Origin of the sequence: Sphingomonas sp. Leaf5 (genome assembly GCF_001421155.1) — a bacterium.
GTDB lineage: Bacteria > Pseudomonadota > Alphaproteobacteria > Sphingomonadales > Sphingomonadaceae > Sphingomonas.
In genome coordinates, this window is the sequence record NZ_LMJZ01000001.1 from 150,590 (window position 1) to 170,770 (window position 20,181).

General features: G+C 67.7%; 16 protein-coding genes. 7 read left to right on the top strand and 9 right to left on the bottom strand.

Translation table 11 applies throughout. From position 1 onward, the window contains the following. Window positions 1-175: 175 nt before the first annotated feature. A complete protein-coding gene (locus ASE50_RS00625; RefSeq protein WP_056394346.1) occupies window positions 176-841 on the top strand; it encodes a response regulator transcription factor in 666 nt (221 codons plus the stop codon). Continuing rightward, window positions 838-2,202 carry a sensor histidine kinase gene (locus ASE50_RS00630; RefSeq protein ID WP_235512069.1) on the top strand — a complete coding sequence of 455 codons (1,365 nt, stop codon included), beginning with the start codon at window positions 838-840 and terminating at the stop codon, window positions 2,200-2,202. The genes ASE50_RS00625 and ASE50_RS00630 overlap by 4 nt, the downstream gene beginning before the upstream one ends. On the opposite strand, the gene ASE50_RS00635 is transcribed toward ASE50_RS00630, so the two are convergent. Further along, window positions 2,165-4,132 (bottom strand): energy transducer TonB, encoded by a 1,968-nt coding sequence (locus ASE50_RS00635; protein ID WP_056394350.1) that lies wholly within the window; start codon window positions 4,130-4,132, stop codon window positions 2,165-2,167. The two genes, ASE50_RS00630 and ASE50_RS00635, sit on opposite strands and share 38 nt — an antisense overlap. 68 nt (window positions 4,133-4,200) lie before the next feature. Here ASE50_RS00635 and ASE50_RS00640 point away from each other — a divergent pair, with 68 nt between their 5' ends. After that, window positions 4,201-4,620 carry a hypothetical protein gene (locus tag ASE50_RS00640; protein WP_056394354.1) on the top strand — a complete coding sequence of 140 codons (420 nt, stop codon included), beginning with the start codon at window positions 4,201-4,203 and terminating at the stop codon, window positions 4,618-4,620. 279 nt (window positions 4,621-4,899) lie between these two features. On the opposite strand, the gene ASE50_RS00645 is transcribed toward ASE50_RS00640, so the two are convergent. Both ASE50_RS00645 and ASE50_RS00650 read right to left on the bottom strand, forming a co-directional pair. Next, a complete protein-coding gene (locus tag ASE50_RS00645) occupies window positions 4,900-5,376 on the bottom strand; it encodes a DUF6702 family protein (RefSeq protein ID WP_056394357.1) in 477 nt (158 codons plus the stop codon). Next, window positions 5,373-7,763, bottom strand: coding sequence for a M1 family metallopeptidase (locus ASE50_RS00650; RefSeq protein WP_056394361.1), 2,391 nt, complete (start codon window positions 7,761-7,763; stop codon window positions 5,373-5,375). Before ASE50_RS00650 ends, ASE50_RS00645 begins: the two co-directional genes overlap by 4 nt. 173 nt (window positions 7,764-7,936) lie before the next feature. Here ASE50_RS00650 and ASE50_RS00655 point away from each other — a divergent pair, with 173 nt between their 5' ends. From ASE50_RS00655 to ASE50_RS00670, 4 genes are read left to right on the top strand one after another with little or no spacing between them, the layout of a single operon-like run. Beyond that, window positions 7,937-8,899 carry a glycoside hydrolase family 43 protein gene (locus tag ASE50_RS00655; protein ID WP_056394365.1) on the top strand — a complete coding sequence of 321 codons (963 nt, stop codon included), beginning with the start codon at window positions 7,937-7,939 and terminating at the stop codon, window positions 8,897-8,899. Continuing rightward, complete coding sequence (locus ASE50_RS00660; RefSeq protein ID WP_056394371.1) at window positions 8,896-10,995, top strand: PAS domain-containing protein; 2,100 nt, start codon at window positions 8,896-8,898, stop codon at window positions 10,993-10,995. The genes ASE50_RS00655 and ASE50_RS00660 overlap by 4 nt, the downstream gene beginning before the upstream one ends. A gap of 11 nt (window positions 10,996-11,006) precedes the next feature. Next, a complete protein-coding gene (gene gloA, locus ASE50_RS00665) occupies window positions 11,007-11,531 on the top strand; it encodes a lactoylglutathione lyase (RefSeq protein ID WP_056395557.1) in 525 nt (174 codons plus the stop codon). Further along, window positions 11,528-12,535, top strand: a complete 1,008-nt coding sequence (locus tag ASE50_RS00670) for a zinc-dependent alcohol dehydrogenase family protein (RefSeq protein WP_056394375.1) — start codon at window positions 11,528-11,530, stop codon at window positions 12,533-12,535. Before gloA ends, ASE50_RS00670 begins: the two co-directional genes overlap by 4 nt. Window positions 12,536-12,898: 363 nt before the next feature. On the opposite strand, the gene ASE50_RS00675 is transcribed toward ASE50_RS00670, so the two are convergent. The 6 genes from ASE50_RS00675 to ASE50_RS00700 all read right to left on the bottom strand — a co-directional run bounded on the left by ASE50_RS00675 (window position 12,899) and on the right by ASE50_RS00700 (window position 20,097). Continuing rightward, on the bottom strand, window positions 12,899-13,534 hold the full coding sequence (locus ASE50_RS00675) for a carbonic anhydrase (RefSeq protein ID WP_056394378.1): 636 nt from the start codon (window positions 13,532-13,534) through the stop codon (window positions 12,899-12,901). Continuing rightward, window positions 13,531-15,120, bottom strand: a complete 1,590-nt coding sequence (locus tag ASE50_RS00680) for a SulP family inorganic anion transporter (RefSeq protein ID WP_200909433.1) — start codon at window positions 15,118-15,120, stop codon at window positions 13,531-13,533. Before ASE50_RS00680 ends, ASE50_RS00675 begins: the two co-directional genes overlap by 4 nt. A gap of 126 nt (window positions 15,121-15,246) precedes the next feature. Then, entirely contained in the window at window positions 15,247-15,942 is a 696-nt protein-coding gene (locus ASE50_RS00685) for a carbonic anhydrase (RefSeq protein ID WP_056394386.1), read from the bottom strand. A gap of 98 nt (window positions 15,943-16,040) precedes the next feature. After that, on the bottom strand, window positions 16,041-17,384 hold the full coding sequence (locus ASE50_RS00690; RefSeq protein WP_235512071.1) for an ATP-binding protein: 1,344 nt from the start codon (window positions 17,382-17,384) through the stop codon (window positions 16,041-16,043). A 4-nt stretch (window positions 17,385-17,388) separates the two neighbouring features. After that, entirely contained in the window at window positions 17,389-18,099 is a 711-nt protein-coding gene (locus ASE50_RS00695; RefSeq protein ID WP_056394389.1) for a response regulator, read from the bottom strand. Window positions 18,100-18,312: 213 nt separating this feature from the next. Then, entirely contained in the window at window positions 18,313-20,097 is a 1,785-nt protein-coding gene (locus ASE50_RS00700; protein WP_056394396.1) for a M14 family metallopeptidase, read from the bottom strand. Between the last annotated feature and the right edge of the window lie 84 nt (window positions 20,098-20,181).

Consider the following 20,181-nt stretch of genomic DNA (forward strand, 5'->3'; position numbering starts at 1 on the left):
GAACCCCGCGGTTCAGTTTCGGTTTAAGCGCGGTCGGCATGGGCGGTACGGTTCGTGCCGGTGCCGTCGGGCCTGTCGAAGAATTTTCGCGCCAACTGCTTCGATACGGGTCGTCGACGTCGTCCAGCCCCGGCGCAGCGGGAACGGGTGTCGCCGGGAAGGAGAGTGAACGATCATGCGTATCCTGCTTGTCGAGGACGATCCCGATCTGGGGCCTGCCATCGCGCGGGCGCTGCGCGCGGAGCATATCGCGGTCGATCTGGTGGCGAGCGGGATCGACGCGCAGCATCTGGGCGATACCGAACGCTATGACGTGGCGGTGCTCGATCTGGGGCTGCCCGATCGTGAGGGGACGGCGGTGCTGAAGGGGTGGCGCGAGGGTGGCCGTGACCTGCCGGTGCTGATCCTGACCGCGCGCGACGGATGGTCGGACAAGGTCGCCGGGTTCAAGGCGGGGGCCGATGACTTCCTGACCAAGCCATTCCGGGTCGAGGAATTGATGATGCGGCTGCGCGCGCTGGTGCGGCGGGCGGCGGGGCATGGCGCGACGCGGGTGACCTGCGGTCCGCTGGCCTATGAGACGCAGACCGGGGTGTTCGAGCTCGACGGGCTGCCGATCAAGCTGACCGCGCTCGAATATCGGGTGCTGGCCGCGTTGATGCTGGCGAAGGAAGCGGTGATCGAACGGCTGGATTTGATGGAACGGGTCTATGAGGGCGATGCCGATGTCGATTCGAACAGCCTCGAAGTCATTATCGGGCGACTGCGCAAGAAGATCGGCGCGTCGCTGATCGAGACGGTGCGCGGGCGAGGATACCGGCTGACGGCGGGCGCGGCGTGAGGCTGGCCCGGTCGATCCCCCGTTCGATCCATGGCCGGATGCTGGCGCTGTCGGTGGCGACGACGCTGGTCGCGCTGCCGGTGGCGGGGTTCGCGATCGGCGGGGTGCTCGACCATTTCGTGACGCGCAATATCGACGCGCGGCTGGGTGACCGGTTGCGGTTGTTGCGCGCGGTGGTGCGCGAGGACGGGACGATCGACCGGGCGCTGCTCGACCGGTCGGGACTGGCGACGGCGATCGGCGCGGATGCGGTGTGGCGGATCGATACGCCGGGCGGCACGGTCGGCGTGGGTCTGCCGATACTGGATGCGGTGCCGGCACGCGGGCCGCCGGGCCGACCGGAGCGCGGACCGCCGCCGGGGTGGGGGCCGGGATTCGGCGCGCCGTTCGACCTGACCCTGCCCGATGCGACGCGCGTGCATGGGCTGATGCTCGACCTGCCCGGCGATGGCGGGCGCGTGGCAGTGGCGGTTCCGCGCCGTCAGATCGACCAGCCGTTGCGCGGGGCGATGCTGCCGTTGCTGCTGACGCTGGCGATCGTGGCGGTCGTGCTGGCGGTGGCGACCTTGGTGCAGTTGCGGCTGGGGTTGCGACCGCTGCGGGCGCTGCGCGACCGGGTGGCGGCGGTGCGCGGCGGGGCGGCGGCGGATGTGCCCGAGGATCAGCCCGACGAATTGCGCCCGCTGGCGATCGAGCTGAACGCGCTGGTCCGCGACAATGCAGCGGCGCTGGCGACGGCGCGGGCGTCGGCGGCGAACCTTGCCCATGCGCTCAAGACGCCGGTGGCGACGCTGGCGATCGAGTTGGGCAATGACGCGCGCGCAAGTCAGGTGGCGCGGATCGATGCGACGATCCGGCACCATCTGGCGCGCGCGCGCGGCGGGACGGTCGACCGGCGGGCGGCGACCGCGCTGCAACCTGCGGTCGAGGGGTTGGTGGCGGTGGTGGCGGCGCTGCACCGGGATCGCGGGCTGACCATAGGCACGGATGTGCCGGCCCTGTCGGTAGCGGTCGATGCGGCCGATCTGGACGAACTGGTCGGCAATCTGATCGACAACGCCGCGCGCCATGCCCGGTCGCGCGTGCGGCTGTCGGCGGCGGTCGAGCGGGGCATGGCGGTGCTAACCGTCAGCGACGACGGCCCCGGCATCGCCGCCGCCGACCGGGTGCGGGCGACCGATCCCGGCGTCCGGCTGGACGAGCGCGGCGACGGCCATGGCTTCGGCCTTGCCATCGTCCGCGATCTGGCGGCGCTCTATGGCGGGGGCCTGACGCTGGGGGAGGCGGACGGCGGCGGGCTGGTCGCCACCGTCACCCTGCCGCTTAGCCGGGAAGCTGGAACCGGAATCGCTGGATATTAGCCGAACAGGCGGTGTTGCCTTCGGGGCGGAAGCTGCTGCGATAGCGGGTCGCGCCGACCATCTTCTGCGCGGCATCGCCGAAGACGAACGGCGGATAGGCGGCGATGGTCCGCTGGGTCATGGTCCGGCCGTCGGCGGCGATGTCGAATTCGACCTGCGCCCAGCCCTGGAATCCCATCTGCACCGCTTCGGTCGGGTAGAGGCTGCTCATCGCGCCGCTGCGCTGCACGACCGGGCTGGGCGCGATCAGCGCGCACTGGTCGCTGGTCAGCCCGGTGCGATCGAATACGGCTCGCGCCTGCGCCACGTCGCCACGCTGCGCCAGCAGATCGGCCTGCCGCAGCAGTGCCGCGACCTTGAGCGGATGATTCTCCGGTAGCGGCGAGGCGATGACGGCGGCGAGCAGTTGCTCGGCCTCGCCCTTCGGCGCGGGCGGGTAGGAGCGGTTGGCGAGCATCATCCGGATCGTCGCGGCCGACAGCGGGTCGCCGTTGATTTCCGGGCGGGTCAGCAGCGCGGTCCGCCTGCGCACGCTCTGATCGTACTGGCTGCGATCGGCGTCGATCTCGATCAGCGCGAGAAAGGTGGTGACGGGCGCGGGGGCCTGCATCGTCCGGGCCAGCGCGACCGCTTCGGTGGCGGCGGCCATGCGCTCCGCCTCGGTCGGGAGCGACGAATTGGCGATCCACGCATCGGCGGCGAGCAGCGCACCCTTGTCACCGGCGGCGCGGGCGCGGGTCGCCTCTGCCCGGACCAGCGGGTAGGCGCGCGCCGGGGCGACGTCCGACCAGTCCTGCCGATGGCCCCGGGTGCGGACCCAGGCGTCGAACGCGTCGCTCAATGGCTGACCGAGCCATGGCCGGTCGGCCGCGGTCGAGCATTTCAGTTCGATGCGGGTCGCGTTGCGGAAGAAGGCGGGAATCTTGACCGATTCGGTCGGCGACCATGACCAGTCCGACACGGCACGGGCAAAGGCCACTGCGACGTCGCGCCCGCCGGTGGTATAGATCGGGTTCACCGCCTCGACGGTGCCGGTGTCGCTGACCGAAAATTCGACGACCGCGAAATCGTCGGGCTTGAGGCCGGTCGCCGATCCGCATGGCGCGGATTTCATGTCGATCGCGGCGGCGAAGGCGTCGTCCTTCATCCGGCCGGCACCGGTATAGGCCATGTAGACCTGCGCCTGTTGCCGGTCGCCGTTGAGCAGCGCCGCGAGCGCGAGGTCGGCGCGGGTGGCGACTTCGGAGGAACTGACCCGCTGGTCGAGACCGCCCTGCTTGCGCAGCGAATCCTTCAGGACGGTATAGGCTTCCGCCTTCTTGCCTTCGTTCAGCAGGACGCGGGCGTAGCGCGTCTGGATCAGCGCCAGCACGTCCTTGCCGACGCCGGGCGTTTTGGTCGCCAGGTCGCGCGCTTCCTGCGCATAGGCCAGCGCCTTGCCATCGCGGTCGAAGGCGAGCGTCCGCGTCAGCGCGAGCAGCGGGGCGACCCGGTCGATGCCGGTCGCGAGCGCCAGCGCGTCGCGGTACGACGCTGCCGCCGCGTCATAGTCGAACGCATCGGACGCGGCGGTGCCGAGCGCCAGATGGGCGTCGCGCAGGTCGGCGGTGAATTCGGCACCGTTCTTCGTCAGCGCGGGCAGGCCCTGCCGGATGAGCGCCGCGCCGCCCTGCGTATCGCCGTTGCGGGTGACGCAGATGCCCTTGCGCACCTTCACCGCGCCGACCAGCAGCGCGTTCGTCGACCCGGCGGTGCGTGCCTCGATCGCGTCGTACAGCTTGATCGCGTCGCTGCACCGACGGGCTTCATAGGCGGCGTTGGCGGCGTCGAACTGTGCCTGCAGCGTTGCCGGTTTGGCCGGCGCGGCGGGTGCGGCGGGCGCGGTCGCCTGTGCCACTGCCATCAGCCCGTGCAAAATCGCGTCGATCATTCGTCATCCCCTTGTCCCCCGGCAACAAAGCACGCCAATGTGACAGCGTCGATGGGCGGGATGGACGAATGCGACGATATCGGACCTTGATCGCCGGCGCGCTGCTGCTGACCGGAGCCGCCCCGGCCGAACCGGCGCGCTATCCCCCGCGATCAATCCTGCTGTTCGTCGCCTCCTGGTGCGCGCCGTGCCACGGCGAGTTGCGGCAGTTGCCGGCGATCGCGGCCGGTGCGGGGGCGTACCGCGTGCTGGTGGTGCCGATCGATCGCGGGCGCGCGACCGACGCGATGCTGCGCGCGGTGCCCGCCGAGCAACTGTGGCGGCCCGACATGGAGCGACTGACCGAACTGCGTGGCGATTTGCTGGCGAAGACGGCGGGGCTGCCGTTCAGCGTCGCGATCGGCGGCGACGGGCGGGCGTGCGCGATGCATCGCGGCGGGATGACGGCGGCGAGTGCGCGGGCGATGCGCGTGGAATGCGAGGGGTAAGGACCTGCGCGAACCCTTCGCCGTTGCCGCGTGTGCGGGGGCTGTGGGAGAGCCGTTTTGCCCGTAGCCCCGCGCTGGCGGGGGGGGGGAACACGAAACCGTTGTTCTGCCTGGCTCTGGGCCCCCGCCTGCGCGGGGGTACGGCCGGGTTTCGCGGTACTGCCCGATTTATCGTCATTCCCGCGCAGGCGGGGAATCCATGGACGCTGCCGCTTGGGCAGGAGGGGCGACGTCAGCGTGTATGGACTCCCGCCTTCGCGGGAGTGACGGGGGCGGTGGTTACAGCGTCACACTACCCGTGCCCGCGCCGCGCAGGGTCAGCGATTTCACCGTGTTACCCTGCCGGACGTTCACCTGATTGACCTGTCCGCGATAGACGTCGGTCAACACGCTCGAGCGGACTGCGACCGACTTCGGCTTGCGCGGTGCGCGGCCGGTATAGTCGATGCGGACTTCGGCGTGCGACAGGTCGGTGGTGGCATAGGTGAGCGGGACCGGCTTTCCGTCGATCATCAGGACGAAGCGGCGCTGGATATAGGCGCGCAGTGCCGCCATCGCTTCGGGATCGTCGAGGCTGGTCTGCGCCTTCGGCGCGATCTTTGCCAGCGCCGGTTCGATGTCGTGCGCTTCGAAGCGGTGCGACACGGTGACCGTGCCATCGGCCAGCGTCACGACACTGAGCGAGTCGTGGCCGCGATGCGCCTGTGCCGGGGCGATCACCGCGACGACAGCGAGGAGCGCGAGCGCCCCCCTCATTTCGCCACCGGCGCGGGATAGGTACGCAGCGAGCCGGGTTTCACCTGCACGTCGAAGTCCTTCATGCGGTTGGCCAGATCCTCGATATCCTCGATCTCCAGCACCGCCGGGCGGATGGCACCGCGATAGACATTGTTCGACCGGTCGGCATCGGCGATTTCGAGTAGCGGATCGACCTCCGCCCCGGTGATCGTCTTGGCCGTAACATATTGCCACGTCACCGCCTTCGGATCGTAGCGCCATACTTCGGCAGGAATGCGGACGATCGCGTTGCTGCCGTCGCTGAAGGTCAGTTTCAGCGGGATCGGCATGACCAGCCCGCCGAGGTTGCGGAACGAGAAGCGGTAGAATTTGTCCTTCACGTCGAATGCGGCGCGTTCCTCGGGCGTCAGCTTGTCGAGCTTTTCGGCAAGGTCGCGGCGCTGCTGCGGGCTGACGGCCAGGTCGTCCTGCTGGTCGTAGAAATCGCGGGTCGACGGATCGCGTTCGGTGACGGTGCGCTGCCCGGCATTGTTGCGCACGGTCAGCGAGGTGTTCTCGGCATCGCGCAGTGCGCGGCGTTCGCGGGCATTGGCGTCCAGATCGCGCCCGGCGATGCGGCCCTCGACCACCTTGTCCAGCGCGATGTCGACATGGTCGGTCGAATAGAACCAGCCGCGCCAGAACCAGTCGAGATCGACGCCGGAGCTTTCCTCCATCGTGCGGAAGAAGTCATAGGGTGTCGGCCGCTTGAAGCGCCAGCGCGTTGCATATTCGCGGAAGGCACGATCGAACAGCTCGCGGCCCAGCACCGTCTCGCGCAGGATGGTGAGCGCGGTGGCGGGTTTGCCATAGCCGTTGGCACCGAATTGCAGCACCGAATCCGACTGCGTCATCAGGGGGACCTGATTGTTCGACAGCATATATTCGGCGATGTCCTTCGGCTCGCCACGGCGCGACGGGAAGTCCTTGTCCCACAGCTTTTCGGCCTGGAACTGGAGGAAGGTGTTCAGGCCCTCGTCCATCCATGTCCATTGGCGTTCGTCGCTGTTGACGATCATCGGGAACCAGTCGTGGCCGACCTCGTGGATCACCACGCCGATCAGCCCGGTCTTGGCGCGTTCGGTATAGGTCAGCTGGCCGGTCTTGGCGTCCTTCACCGGGCGCGGCCCGTTGAAGGTGATCATCGGATATTCCATGCCGCCGACCGGTCCGTTGACCGACTGCGCCACCGGATAGGGGTAGGGGAAGGCGAACTTGCCATAGACGTCGATGGTGTGGGCGATCGCCTTGGTCGAATACGCGTCCCAGAGCGGACGTGCTTCCTTTGGGTAAAAGGACATTGCCATGACGTTGGGATTGGCGGCGAAATCCTGTCGCACGTTCATCGCGTCCCACGCGAACTTGCGCGACGATGCCCAGCCGAAGTCGCGGACGTTCTGCGCGGCGAAGGTCCATGTCTTGCTGCCCGATGCGCGGCCGCGTTCGGCGGCGGCGGCTTCGTCGGGGGTGACGATGTACATCGGCGCGGTTGCCGATTTCGCCGCTTCGAGCCGTTGGCGCTGCGTCGCGGTCAACACCTGATCGGCATTCTGCAACACGCCGGTCGCCGAGACGACGTGATCCGACGGCACGGTCAGCGCGACCTTGTAATCGCCGAATTCGAGGGTGAATTCGCCGGCGTCGAGAAACGCCTTGTTATGCCAGCCTTCATAATCCGAATAGACGGCGAGGCGCGGGAACCACTGTGCCCCTTCGAAGATGCAGTTGCCGTCCTCGCCGGCCCCGGTGAAGCATTCATAGCCCGAGCGGCCGTCGACGACCTTTTGTTCCGCCATCGGGAACGACCAGTCGATCGATAGCGTGACCTCCCCGCCATTGCCCGCGACCGGGGTCGGCAGCTCGATGCGCAGCAGCGTGTCGGTGACGCGGTGGGCGAGCGGCTGTCCGTCCGGCCCGCGGACGCCGGCGATGGTGAACCCGCCTTCCCATTTCTGCATCGCTTCGGCGCGGCGGATGTCGCCGATGCTGATCGTCGTGGCGTCGGGCACGGTCTGCGACATCTGCGCGATCGAGCTGCGCTTATACTGGTTCTGGTCGAGCAGCAGCCAGAGATAGGGCAGCGCGTCGGGCGAGTTGTTGCGATAGCGGATCGTCTCCGTCCCGGTCACGACCTTGGTCGCTTCGTTCAGCGATACCTTGACGTCGTAATCGACCTTTTGCTGCCAGTAGCGATAGCCCGGTGCGCCCGATGCGCTGCGATAATCGGTCGGGGTCGGCCAGTCCTCGCCCTCCAGCTGGCGGAACTTGTCCTGCCAGTCGCCCTTGGTCTGGCGGATCGGATCGGCGAAAGCGGGCGTCGAGGCGAGCAACAGCGCGACCAGCGCGAGACGGGATACGGCGGGCAAGGGGTGGCCTTTCGAACGGACGGACGGGTGATCGTTGCCCGTGATACGATGCGCGTCAACCGTGCGGGGTACGAATACCGGCCATGCTGTGACATTGGCGCACCGATGGTTGCGGTCGACCCCCGACTGCGGCAATCGTGCCGTTCGACAGGAAAAGGACGAGTGCGCGCATCATGCGATTGAACCGGCGGACGATAATCGGCGCGCTTGCTTCCCTGCCGATCGCGTCGGGGGCATTGGCCGCGCGCAAGGACGATCCGCTGCTCTTCGCCTATTTCGGGACCGGCAAGGGCGAGGCGACGGGCCTGAAGCTCGCGATCAGCGACGATGGGTTCACCTTTCGCGAACTGGGCGGCGGGCAAAGCTATCTGGCACCGATGGTCGGCGAGGCGAAGCTGATGCGCGATCCGTTCGTGTTTCGCGGGGCCGGGCGCGACGCCGCGTGGCACATGGTGTGGACGACCGCATGGGACGGGGTGACGATCGGTCACGCCACCAGCCGCGACCTGCGCCACTGGTCGCCGCAGCGCGCGCTGCCGGTGATGGCGGGCGTGCCGGGCACGCGCAATTGCTGGGCACCCGAGGCGATCTGGGACGCGCGCAGCAAACGCTTCGTGATCTTCTGGTCGAGCACGGTCGCCGGGCGGTTCGCGGAGACGGCGGGAACGTCCGAATCCGGGTACAACCACCGGCTATGGTACGTGACGACGCGCGATTTCGTGACGTTCAGCGAAGCGGCGGTGCTGTACGATCCGGGGTTCAGCGTGATCGACGGGACGTTCGCGACCGGGCCGGGCGGCAAGTTGCACCTGATCGTCAAGGACGAGACGCTGACCCCGCCGCGCAAATATCTGCAGGTCGCATCGGCCGCGTCGCCGACCGGGCCGTTCGGGAAGCCGGACACGCCGTTCACGCCGTCCTGGGTCGAAGGACCGATGACGACCGCGATCGATGGCGAGACGGTGTGTTACTGGGACGTCTATCGCGACGGCAAATGGGGCGCGGCGGCGACGCGCGATTTCGTGCAGTGGCGCGACGTCAGCGCCCGACTGTCGATGCCAGCGGGCGCGCGGCACGGGTCGCTGGTGCGGATACCTCGGGCGACGGCCGTTGCGCTGGCGCAAGGGCCGGCATGACGATCGCGCCGTTCCTGAACGGCGGCGGCCGCGCGGCGGAGATGGTCCGCGCCCGCGATTGGTCGGATCATCCGCTGGGGCCGCCGGAGGGATGGCCCGACGCGCTGTGCAGCGCGCTCAGCCTGGTCGTCAATTCGCCCGAATCGATGATCCTGTGCTGGGGACCCGAGCTGTGGTTCTTCTTCAACGACGCCTATTTCCCGTTGCTGGGGCCACGGCTCGACTGGGCCATGGGCGAACGCTTCGACCGGGTCTGGGCCGATGGCCTCGAACAGGCGATGCCGATCATCGAGGCGGCCTTTGCCGGCAACAGCCCGCGCTATGTCGATCTGCCGTGGAAGCTGGATACCGATCGCGGGGCGGCGGATACGTGGTGGAGCTTTTCCTATTCGCGCATCCTCGACCGGCAGGGCGATATCGCCGGGCTGTTCATCTTCACCAACGAGACGACGGCGCGGGTGCTGTCCGATGCGGCGCTGAAACGCAGCCAGGCCGAGCTGACTACGGCGCTGAACGACCTGCGCCAGTTCAACCGCACGCTGGAATTGCGCGTCGATCAGCGGACGGCCGAGCGCAACCTGCTGGCCTCGATCGTCGAGACGACCGATTCGATCGTCAACGTCATCGACCTCGATTATCACTGGATGGCGATCAATCGCGCCGGGGCCGAGGCGTTCGAGGCGCTGTTCGGCAAGCGGCCGCAGGTCGGCGACAATATCCTCGATCTGCTCGCCGACCTACCCGATCAGCAGGCGGCGGTGCGGGCGGCATGGGACCCGGCGCTGGCCGGCGAGGAATATACCGCGACGGCCGAGTTCGGTGACGATGCGCTCGGCCATATGCGCCGCGTGTACGAGATGAAGTTCAATTCGGTCCGCGACGGTTCGGGGCGGCAGATCGGCGCGTTCCAGTTCGTCACCGACGTGACCGAGCGCCGCCGGGCCGAAACCGCGCTGGGCGAGGCACAGGCCGCGCTGCGCCAGGCGCAGAAGATGGAGGCGATGGGCCAGCTGACCGGGGGTGTCGCGCATGATTTCAACAATCTGCTGACCCCGATCCTCGGCAGCCTCGACCTGTTGCAGCGGCGCGGCAGCCTGTCGCCGCGGGAGGCGCGGCTGGTCGACGGTGCGCTGCAATCGGCGGAGCGGGCGCGGACGCTGGTCCATCGGCTGCTGGCGTTCGCGCGGCGGCAACCGTTGCAGTCGGGACCGGTTGATCTGGCCGCGCTGGTCGGTGGCATGGCCGATCTGATCGGCAGCACCGTCGGGTCGCCGGTCGCCGTCCGGACCATGATCGCCGACGATCTGCCGCCAGCGCTCGCGGATGCGAACCAGCTGGAAATGGCGATTTTGAATTTGTGTGTGAATGCGCGCGACGCGATGGCCGATGGCGGCACGCTGACCATCGCCGCCGATGCGCCCGATCCGCAAGCGACGGCGGCGGCGGGGGTCGAGCCGGGCCGGTATGTCCGGCTGTCGGTGATCGATACCGGCACTGGCATGGATGCGGAGACGGCGGCGCGCGCGGTCGAACCGTTCTTTTCGACCAAGGGCATCGGGCGCGGCACGGGGTTGGGCCTGTCGATGGTCCATGGGCTGGCGCTGCAATTGGGCGGCACGATGGCGATCGTCAGCGCGCCGGGCCTCGGCACGCGGATCGACCTGTGGCTGCCGGTCAGTGGCGAGGTCGCGCGGCCGGCGGAGGCGAGCGACGACGAGGTCGGCGGCGAGACCGGGTTCCGGGGTCGGGCGCTGGTGGTGGATGACGAGGCGCTGGTGCGGATGACGACCGCCGACATGCTCCAGAGCCTCGGCTACGAAACGGTCGAGGCCGACAGCGCGACCGAGGCGGAACAAATGCTGGCCCAGCGGCGCTTCGACCTGGTGGTGACCGATCATCTGATGCCCGGCCGGACCGGGGTGTGGCTGGCGCGGGCGATCGAGGATCGGCATCCCGGACTGCCGGTGCTGATCGTATCGGGCTATGCCGATATCGACGGCCTCGCACCCGACCTGCCGCGCCTGACCAAGCCGTTCCGCGAGGCCGAACTGGCCCGTGCGATCGCCGGGCTGGCGGGCACCCCCACCGATCGTTGAAGGAACTTGCGATGACCCGACCCGAAGGGACCGAGGGCTTTACCCTCAACCAGACGATGCTGCGCGTCCGCGACCCGAGCGCCAGCATCGCCTTCTATCAGGACGTGCTGGGTATGACGTTGTTGCAGAAGCTGGATTTCGAGGAGGCGGCGTTCTCGCTCTATTTCCTCGGTTTCCTGCGCGATGGCGAGACGGTGCCGGCCGATCCCAAGGAACGCGCGCGGTTCGTGTTCAGCCGCGAGACGACGCTGGAACTGACCCATAACTGGGGGACCGAGGACGATCCCGATTTCGCGGGCTATCACAACGGCAACGACGATCCGCGCGGGTTCGGGCATCTGGGCATCAGCGTGCCCGATGTCGTCGCTGCGTGCGCGCGGTTCGAGGAACTGGGCGTCGATTTCCGCAAGCGGCCCGACGAGGGGCGGATGAAGGATATCGCGTTCATCGCCGATCCCGATGGCTATTGGATCGAAATCCTGTCGCCGAACGGCATGACGCAGGCGGTGGTCGATGCCGCGGGAGACGACGCATGAAGGCGGTCGAACTGCGCGCGCCCGGCGGGCTCGACCGGCTGGAACTGGTCGATCGCGCCGACCCGGGGCAGCCGGGGCCAGGCCAAATACGGGTGAAGCTGCATGGCAGCTCGCTGAACTTCCACGACTATATCGTTGCCAGTGGCAAGTCGCCCGCCGAGAACGGTCGGGTGCCGATGGCCGACGGGGCGGGCACGGTCGAGGCGGTGGGTGAGGGCGTCCGCGACTTCGCGGTCGGCGATCTGGTCGTGTCGTGTTTCTTCCCCGACTGGCAGGACGGCGCGCCGTCCATCGGTGACTTTGCGCGGACGCCGGGCGACGGCATCGACGGGTTCGCGCAGGAAGTGGTCGTGCTGCCTGCGACCGCCTTCACCCTAGCGCCCAAGGGCTGGGACGCCGTCGAAGCGGCGACGATCACCACTGCCGGACTGACCGCGTGGCGCGCCTTGGTCGTCGATGGCGGGCTGAAGGCGGGCGACCGGGTGTTGCTGCTCGGCACCGGTGGCGTGTCCATCTGGGCATTCCAGATCGCCAAGGCGATGGGTGCGAAGGTCGCGATCACCTCGTCGAGCGACGACAAGCTGGCGCGCGCGGCGGCGATGGGCGCGGATTTCACCGTCAATTACCGCAGCGATCCCGACTGGGGTGCGACCGTCGCCAAATGGGCGGACGGGCGTGGCGTCGACCATGTCGTGGAGGTCGGCGGCCCGGCGACGCTGGCGCAGTCGATCGCGGCGGTGCGGGTCGGCGGGCATATTTCGCTGATCGGCGTGCTGACCGGGCGCGGCGGCGAGGTGCCGACCGCGGCGCTGATGGCCAAACAGGCGCGGTTGCAGGGGCTGATCGTCGGCAGCCGGCGCGAGCAGCAGGACTTCGTCCGCGCGCTGGAAGTGACCGGGATACGGCCGGTGGTGGACCGGCGCTTCGGGTTGGGCGAATTGGCCGAGGCGTTCCGGTATCAGGAGGGTGGCGATCATTTCGGCAAGATCGGGGTGGCGTGGTAGGGTTTCGATCTTCGCCACTTGCAACCGTTCGTGCTGCGTAGGGCCTGAGCGAAGTTGAAAGGCGTATCGAAGCCTCTTTCGCGGTCCTCCGATACGCCGTTTCGACAAGCTCAATGGGTACTCAGGACGAACGGTCGCGGGATGTTTTCGAGTCTTTCCTCATTCCCCCGTTTGCTTCGAGCGGGGGTTCGAGCCTCTCGAGAACCGTAGTCGAGAAGGGGGTGCCCCAAACGACCGAGTTCTCGACGGACGCTTCTCGACAGGCTCGAAGCTGCTCGAACCGAACGGGGTTTGGGGAAGCGGTGCGTCCGTTTTTTGGTCACCGCCCCCGCATCTCCGATGCCAACGACAATAGTCGGCTAGTCAGACCAGCACCTTCTCCGGCGTCGGCACCGCGCCCAGCGGCGTCGTCGCGTCGATTTCCATCAGCGGCTTGAGCAAGCCGTCGCGCAGGTCGTAGACCCATCCATGCAGTTCCAGCGGCTGGCCCGCAGCGAACGCCCGTTGCACGATATCGGTCTTGGCGAGGGCCACCAGTTGATCGCGGACGTTCAGTTCGACCAGCCGGTTGGCGCGCTGTTCGGCGGGAAGCGCGTCCAGTTCCTCGCGGTGGCTGTAGATCACGTCGCGGGCGATCGCCAGCCAGTCATGGACATGGCCCTGCACGCCGCCTTCCAGTGCCGCGTGGATGCCGCCGCAGCCATAATGGCCGCAGACGATGATGTGGCCGATCTTCAGCACCTCGACCGCGAATTGCACCACCGACATCAGATTCTGGTCCTCGGGATGGATCAGATTGGCGATGTTACGGTGCATGAACATGCCGCCCGGCTCGGTGTTGGTCAGCTGGTCGGGGGCGACGCGGCTGTCCGAACAGCCGATCCACAGAAACTCGGGCTGCTGGCCGGCGGTCTGGCGCGCGAAATAGTCGGGATTTTCCTCGAGCCGTTCGGCGGCCCATGCCTTGTTGGCGAGGAGCAGATGCTTGTATTCCCTCATGCGTAGGCGACCTCCTTGCGCGGCGCCATGATCTGCGGCGCGGTCTTTTCACCGATATCGCCGCGCACCAGTACGTTGATCCCGCGATACTGGGCATTCTTGATGAAGCCGTTGATGATATCGATATTGTCGAGATCGACATAGCTGGTCGCCGACAGATCGATCACCACGGTGCACTCGTCGGGCACCTTTTCCAGTTCGCGGGTCAGTTCGACCTTGTGGATGAAATACAGGTTGCGCTTGGCGCGGACCATGCAGCTGGCACCGGGACCTTCGCCGTCCTGCACGAACGTGACCGCCGGGCGGAAATTGCGGGCGATGACGAACACGAAACCGACGACCAGCCCTACAACGATGCCCTTTAGCAGATCGGTGAACAGGATCGCGACGATGGTGACGACGAACGGCACGAATTGGGTCATGCCCTGTTTCCAGCGTTTGGCGAAAAGTTCCGGCTTGGTCAATTTATAGCCGGTCTGGATCAGCACCGCGGCGAGCGCCGACAGCGGGATCAGGTTGAGGAGGAACGGGATCAGCAGGACGCTGAGCAACAGCCACGTGCCGTGCAGGATCGTCGACAGTTTCGACGCGGCGTTCGAATCGACATTGGCCGACGACCGGACGATCACCGACGTGACCGGCAGGCCGCCGATCAGCCCCGAGACGATGTTGCCGGTACCCTGTGCCAGCAATTCGTGGTTCTTGTTCGTCACGCGGCGCTTGGGATCGAGTTCGTCGACCGCCTTCACCGACAGCAGCGATTCGAGGCTGGCGACGATCGCCAGCGTGACCGCGACCGTCCACACCGTCGCGTTGCCGATCTGGCCGAAGTCGGGCAGGCTGAACAGCTTCACGAACCCGCCGATCCCGTCGGCGATCGGCACGCTGACCAGATGGGTCGGCTTCACCTGAATGGCGGGGGCGACCAGCCCGAGCAGCGCGTTGATCGCGATCGATCCGAGGACGACGACCAGCGGGCCGGGAACGAAGCGCAGCGGCCCGTCCTTCGGCTTGTTCTTGTCCCACCAGAACAGGAAGGCGATGCTGATCGCGGCGATGATCGTGGCACCCCACACGACCTGTTCGCGCGCGACGAAGAGGATGGTGTTGAAGGTGTTCAGCCCGTCCCCCTGGCGAAAGGCGAAATCGCCGCCGGGATCGCCGTCATAGCCGATCGCGTGCGGCACCTGCTTCAGGATCAGGATCAGGCCGATCGCCGCCAGCATGCCGGTGATGACCGACGACGGCACGAATTCGCCCAGCACGCCCGAGCGGGAAAAGGACAGCAGGATCTGCAGGCAGCCGGCAAGGAACACGGCGAGCAGGAACGCCTCGAAGCTCGGCAGCTTGGTGATCGCGTCGAGCACGATCACGGTCAGGCCGGCGGCGGGGCCGCTGACCGACAGCGGCGACTTGCTGATCGCCCCGACGACGATGCCGCCGACGATCCCGGCGATCAGCCCCGAGAACAAGGGCGCGCCCGATGCCAGCGCGACGCCCAGACACAGCGGCAGGGCGACGAGCGCGACGACGATCGAGGCGGGAATGTCCTGGCGCAGATTGGCGAGCAGGGATGGTTGCGACATGGCAGGCATTGCCTTGTTCTGAAACGTGGTGCGCCGGGCGCGCTTGGGGGAAGCGCGCCCGGCGCGGTGCCCGGGATCGACGGAACGGGGGAGGGAAGGTTCGCCCCGCCGATCTCGCGGGAACGGCTATTCGGCGGCTTCCGCCGTCACGAAATCTGCGGCCAGCCGCTTGGCGGCGGGCAAGGCCACCGGCAGGGCCCGATCCGGGTTGATCGGCGCGAACCGGCCAGTCGTGCCGTCGAGCGCGAGGATCGAGCCGGTATGGATATCGACGAACCAGCCGTGCAGCGTCAGTTCGCCCCTGGCGATGCGCGACGCGACCGCCGGATGGGTGCGCAGGTGCGAAATCTGGACCACGACATTTTCAAGGCTGGCGGCGCGAACCGCGGCGGCATCGTCGAGATCGGGATAGCTGTTTTCGACCACCGAGTGGGCGGCGTGGCTGTGGCGCAGCCATGCGGCGACGCTGGGCAGTCCCTCCAGCGTCTCGGGCTTCATCAGCGCGCCCATCGCGCCGCAACCCGAATGGCCCGACACGATGATGTCGGTGACGCCGAGCACGGCGACCGCATATTCGACGGTCGAGGTGGTGCCGCCATTCTGCTGGGTGAAGGGCGGGACGATGTTGCCGGCGTTGCGGATGACGAACACGTCGCCCGGCTTTGCCTGAAGAATATGTTCGGGCACGACGCGCGAGTCGGAACAGGAGATCATCAGGACCTTCGGGCTCTGCCCATCGGTCGCGAGTTTCGAATAGAGGTCGGCATCGCTGCCGAACACGTCCTTTTCGAACCCGAATACCCGGCCGATCACGTCGTTCACGCTCGTCTCCCTCAAACTTTCGGCCGGTCGCACGCTTGCGCCCTTCGGAACTTGTATAGCCGGGAGATTCTTGCTGCGTTCGCCTGCTGCGTAACGAATTATTGCTGAACGTTGAACGGGGCGGGCAGGATGATGGCGGCGCACAGCCCGCCGCTTTCGCGGTTCCGAAGCTCCAGCCGCCCGCCTTCGCCGTCCACCGCGCGCTGTACGATCGACAGGCCGAGACCGAAGCCGACCGTGTCGCGTTTGCGTGCGGTGTCGAGCCGGACGAACGGTTCGAGGACGTCGCCCAGCGATTCGTCGGGAATGCCGGGGCCGTCATCCTCGACCCGGACGACGGTCGCGCCATTCTCCACCGCCAGCGATACGGTGACGCTGCCGCCATAATGGATCGCGTTTTCGACCAGATTGACGACGGCGCGGCGGAAGCCGGAGCGTCGCACGGCACGCTCGAAATGGTCGGGGCCGGTATAGCGCGCGTCATGGCCATGGTCGGCGGCATCGTCGACGATGCTGGCGCACAGCACCGCGAGGTCGACCAGCACCGGGCGTTCGGGCTCGCTCTCCCCGCCGAGGAACGCGAGCAGCGAGGTGATCATCGCCTCCATTTCGGCCAGATCGTTCTGCACCGTGTCGCGGACGTCGCGGTCGGGAATGGCATCGGTGCGCAGCCGCAACCGGGCGAGCGGGGTGCGCAGATCGTGGCCGACCGCCGCCAGCGCGCGGGTGCGTTCGTCGATCAGGCGGTGGATGCGCGCCTGCAACCCGTTGAACGCGACGACGAGGCGGCGCACCTCGCTCGGCCCCGCTTCCTCGACGATCGGCAGCGACGATCCGCTGCCGGGGCCGAACCGGTCGACGGCATCGGCCAGTTGCCGCATCGGGCGCAGCGTCCGCCGGATCAGCAGCCCGCCGACCACCATCAACGCGATCGCCGGGATCAGCGCCAGCAGGATGCGGCCGATGGCAAGGTCGAAGGCGCGCAGCGGTTCGAGCGTACGGAAATACAGCCAGCTCTTGTCATCGAGCCGCAGCGCCCCGCTGACCACCGATCGGCGACCCTGTCCGATCAGCGTCAGGTGCAGGCCGGTGGGGGCCAGCGTCGGTTCCCACGCCACCACCTGCTGTTCCATCTCGCGCAGTTCGGTGCCGCTGGCCGGCAGTTCGGGCGCGGTCGCGCGCCATTGGACGGCATAGCGTTCGGTGGTCAGTTCGGCCGCCATGCCGGCGCGTTCGCCGACCGTGCGTTCCTCGACGATCCGCCGCGCGATCACCAAATGTTCGGCCAGCCGGCGGGCTTCGTCGTCGCGCACCGAAAACTGGCTGGCGCGTTCGTACAACAGGACCGACACGCCGAATTCGATGACGATCGTCAACAGCAGGATCGCGACGATCCGCCCGATCAGGCCGACGGGAAGCGTCGGTATCCGCCGCGCCGGCACGGCGTCAGCGCCGCTCGACCGGTACGTTCAGCATATAGCCGACACCGCGCACGGTGACGATCGGCGGGGTGCCGCCCGCCGTCGACAGTTTCCGGCGCAGGCGGCTGATGAGCACGTCGATGCTGCGGTCCGACGAATCGCCCAGCCGGGTGCGCGACAATTCGATCAGCCGTTCGCGCGCGATCACCCGCTGCGCATGGTCGAGCAGCACGACCAGCAGGTCGAATTCGGCACCCGTAAGGTCGACGGCGGCACCGGTCGGCGAGGTCAGTTCGCGACGCGGCAGGTTCGCGGTCCAGCCTTCGAAGCTGTAGATGCCTTCCTCGCGCTGGGCCGCCTGCGCGTTCAATTCGCCCCGGCGCAGCACGGCGCGGACGCGGGCGATCAGCTCGCGGGTGCCGAACGGCTTGGGCAGGTAATCGTCGGCACCGAGTTCGAGGCCGATGACGCGATCGACCTCGCTGCCCTTGGCCGATACGAAGATGATCGGCACGGCGCTGTTCTGGCGGATCTGGCGGCACAGGTCGATGCCGCTGGTGCCGGGCAGCATGATGTCGAGCAGGATCAGGTCGACCGGTCCCTGTTCCAGCGCCAGCCACATTTCGGGGGCGGCGGAGCAGGTGCGGACGAGATAGCCATTTTCCTGCAACGCGCGGGCGGTGAGGGTGCGGAGCGCGGGATCGTCCTCGACGACGATGATCGACGGTGCGGTCATGCGGGTTGGCTTGCGAAGGGGATTGCGCGAAGGCGGATCATCATGGGCATCCCGGCAGGGTTGAGGCGGTATAAAGCCCCTCCCTGACAAGGGAGGGGTTGGGGTGGGTAGGGTCGGGGCGGATGTTACCGGCCCTCGCAGGCCGACCCACCCCCGGCCCCTCCCTGTCAGGGAGGGGAGATCAGCTTGGGCTAAGCACTGGCCGGCGTCCGGTCAATTCTCACGCCCGATCGGATACAGCAGGTAGCGCGCGTCATAATAGGGCGTGCGGGCATAGAACCATTGCAGCCGCGCGGTGGCATCGCTGGCAAAGGCGGGGTCGGCGGCGAGTTTGGCGTCGAATTCGGCCTTCAATTTCGGATCGGTCGCCAGCATCCGGTCGGCGAGCGGGGCGATCGCATAGCCTTCGATATATTCGGTGCGGGCGAGCATCGCCGGGGCCATGTTCCATGCCAGCACCCCGTCCTCGCTTTCGGGTTCGAGCAGGAAGGCGGCGAGCAGCCCCAGCGGCTGGTCGGCGGGGACGCGGACCGATCCGGGCGGCATGGTTTCGCGGCGGCGTTCGTGGACGATCCTGGCGTCCAGCGGGACATGGCCTTCGCTGGCGGCTTGCAGCTTCGGTTCGGTCGCACGCGCCATGTCGAGGTCGAGCGTTCGCGGCGCGTCGACGGTTTCGTAGCGGATGCCGTGCAGCTTCAGCAGGTCGATGACATGGGGCAGGGTGGCGGGCACCCACCATGCCGCCGGCAGGGTCACCACCTTGTCGGGCAGGCTGCCGAACACCGGCATCCTGAAGGTCACGGGCTTGGGCAGCCAGCGCAGTTCGTCGCGGCCCGACGCGGGCGACCGGTAGCTGTCGTGCGCCAGCCCGAGAAAGTCGACGCTGTAGAGCGGGGTCGGGTTCGCCCGCCACGTCATCGTCGCGGTCGCCGGGCGGTCGGCGCGGTCGGTATCGATCGCGGTGCGCAGTGCCGATGCCTGTCCGGCGGCGATGCGCAACGCTTCCTCGACAAAGACATAGGTGCCGAGCACGCGCTGGCGATAGGGTTTCAAGGAATGCGTTTCGACCAGCACGGTCGGGATGTGGGCGATGTCGCCATAGCCGGTCGAGAAGCGCGGCGTGTCGACGTCCTGGCTCATGCCCTTTTCGGGCTCGCGATTGTCGAGCGTGCTGACATAATAGCCGGGCGTATGGCCGCCGCGTTTGAGCGCGGCATCCATCGCCGGGCGCAACCGCGTGTCGAGGAACCGGCCGATCGCCGCCGACCGCGCATAAAGCCCACGCCAGCCGGAAAAGGCATAGGTCACGTCATAGCGATGGTCGATGCCGTCGGTGACGTGCAGATCGAGATACAGCACCGGGTCGAGCCGCCGGATCAGGCCGATCATCGCCTGCGTCTCCGGCGCATCGGCCTTCAGATAGTCGCGGTTGAGGTTCAGATTCTGCGCGGTGGTGCGCCAGCCCATGTCCCGGGGCCCGCGCTGGTTCGGACGGTTATAGGGGCCGGAGCGTTCGTGGCCGTCGACATTGTAGATCGGCACGAACACCAGATCGACCTTGTCGAGCAGGCCGTCCTTGCCGCGCAGCGCAATGTCGCGCAGCAGCATCAGCCCGGCGTCCTTGCCCTCGATCTCGCCGGCATGGATGCCCGCCTGCACCAGCACGACCGGCTTGCCCGCTACGCCCCTGCCCACCGCGCCCTTGTGCGCGCGGACGGCGTAGAGATCGCGGCCCTGTGGGCTTTTGCCGAAAGTTTCGATGGTCAGCAGCGGCGAGGCGGCGACCAGCCTGTCGAGCCACGCGCGGGTTTCGGCGTAGCTGGGGGTGGTGACGAAGGCGCTGGCCTCGGCCGGGGTGATCCACGGGTCGTTCGGCTTGGCGACCAGCTTCTCGCTGGCCCCGTGCCATGGGCGGACCGGGGGCAGCGGCGCTTCGGGCGGGGTCTGGGCGGTGGCGGTGGTGGCGAGAAGGGCGGCGGCGAGGAACAGGGTGCGCATGGCACCATGGTAGCGGATGCGGAGGAGGACGCCAGCTTTCTCCCCTCCCTGACAAGGGAGGGGGCGGGGGTGGGGGCGGGGTGG

Excerpts from the sequence above, each read along its gene's own strand:
- ASE50_RS00625 (WP_056394346.1), top strand. The coding sequence starts at position 176 with ATGCGTATCCTGCTTGTCGAGGACGATCCCGATCTGGGGCCTGCCATC.
- ASE50_RS00675 (WP_056394378.1), bottom strand. The coding sequence starts at position 13,534 with ATGAGGGAATACAAGCATCTGCTCCTCGCCAACAAGGCATGGGCCGCC.
- ASE50_RS00670 (WP_056394375.1), top strand. The coding sequence starts at position 11,528 with ATGAAGGCGGTCGAACTGCGCGCGCCCGGCGGGCTCGACCGGCTGGAA.
- ASE50_RS00655 (WP_056394365.1), top strand. The coding sequence starts at position 7,937 with ATGCGATTGAACCGGCGGACGATAATCGGCGCGCTTGCTTCCCTGCCG.
- gloA (WP_056395557.1), top strand. The coding sequence starts at position 11,007 with ATGACCCGACCCGAAGGGACCGAGGGCTTTACCCTCAACCAGACGATG.
- ASE50_RS00645 (WP_056394357.1), bottom strand. The coding sequence starts at position 5,376 with ATGAGGGGGGCGCTCGCGCTCCTCGCTGTCGTCGCGGTGATCGCCCCG.
- ASE50_RS00660 (WP_056394371.1), top strand. The coding sequence starts at position 8,896 with ATGACGATCGCGCCGTTCCTGAACGGCGGCGGCCGCGCGGCGGAGATG.
- ASE50_RS00695 (WP_056394389.1), bottom strand. The coding sequence starts at position 18,099 with ATGACCGCACCGTCGATCATCGTCGTCGAGGACGATCCCGCGCTCCGC.
- ASE50_RS00635 (WP_056394350.1), bottom strand. The coding sequence starts at position 4,132 with ATGATCGACGCGATTTTGCACGGGCTGATGGCAGTGGCACAGGCGACC.
- ASE50_RS00640 (WP_056394354.1), top strand. The coding sequence starts at position 4,201 with ATGCGACGATATCGGACCTTGATCGCCGGCGCGCTGCTGCTGACCGGA.
- ASE50_RS00680 (WP_200909433.1), bottom strand. The coding sequence starts at position 15,120 with ATGTCGCAACCATCCCTGCTCGCCAATCTGCGCCAGGACATTCCCGCC.
- ASE50_RS00700 (WP_056394396.1), bottom strand. The coding sequence starts at position 20,097 with ATGCGCACCCTGTTCCTCGCCGCCGCCCTTCTCGCCACCACCGCCACC.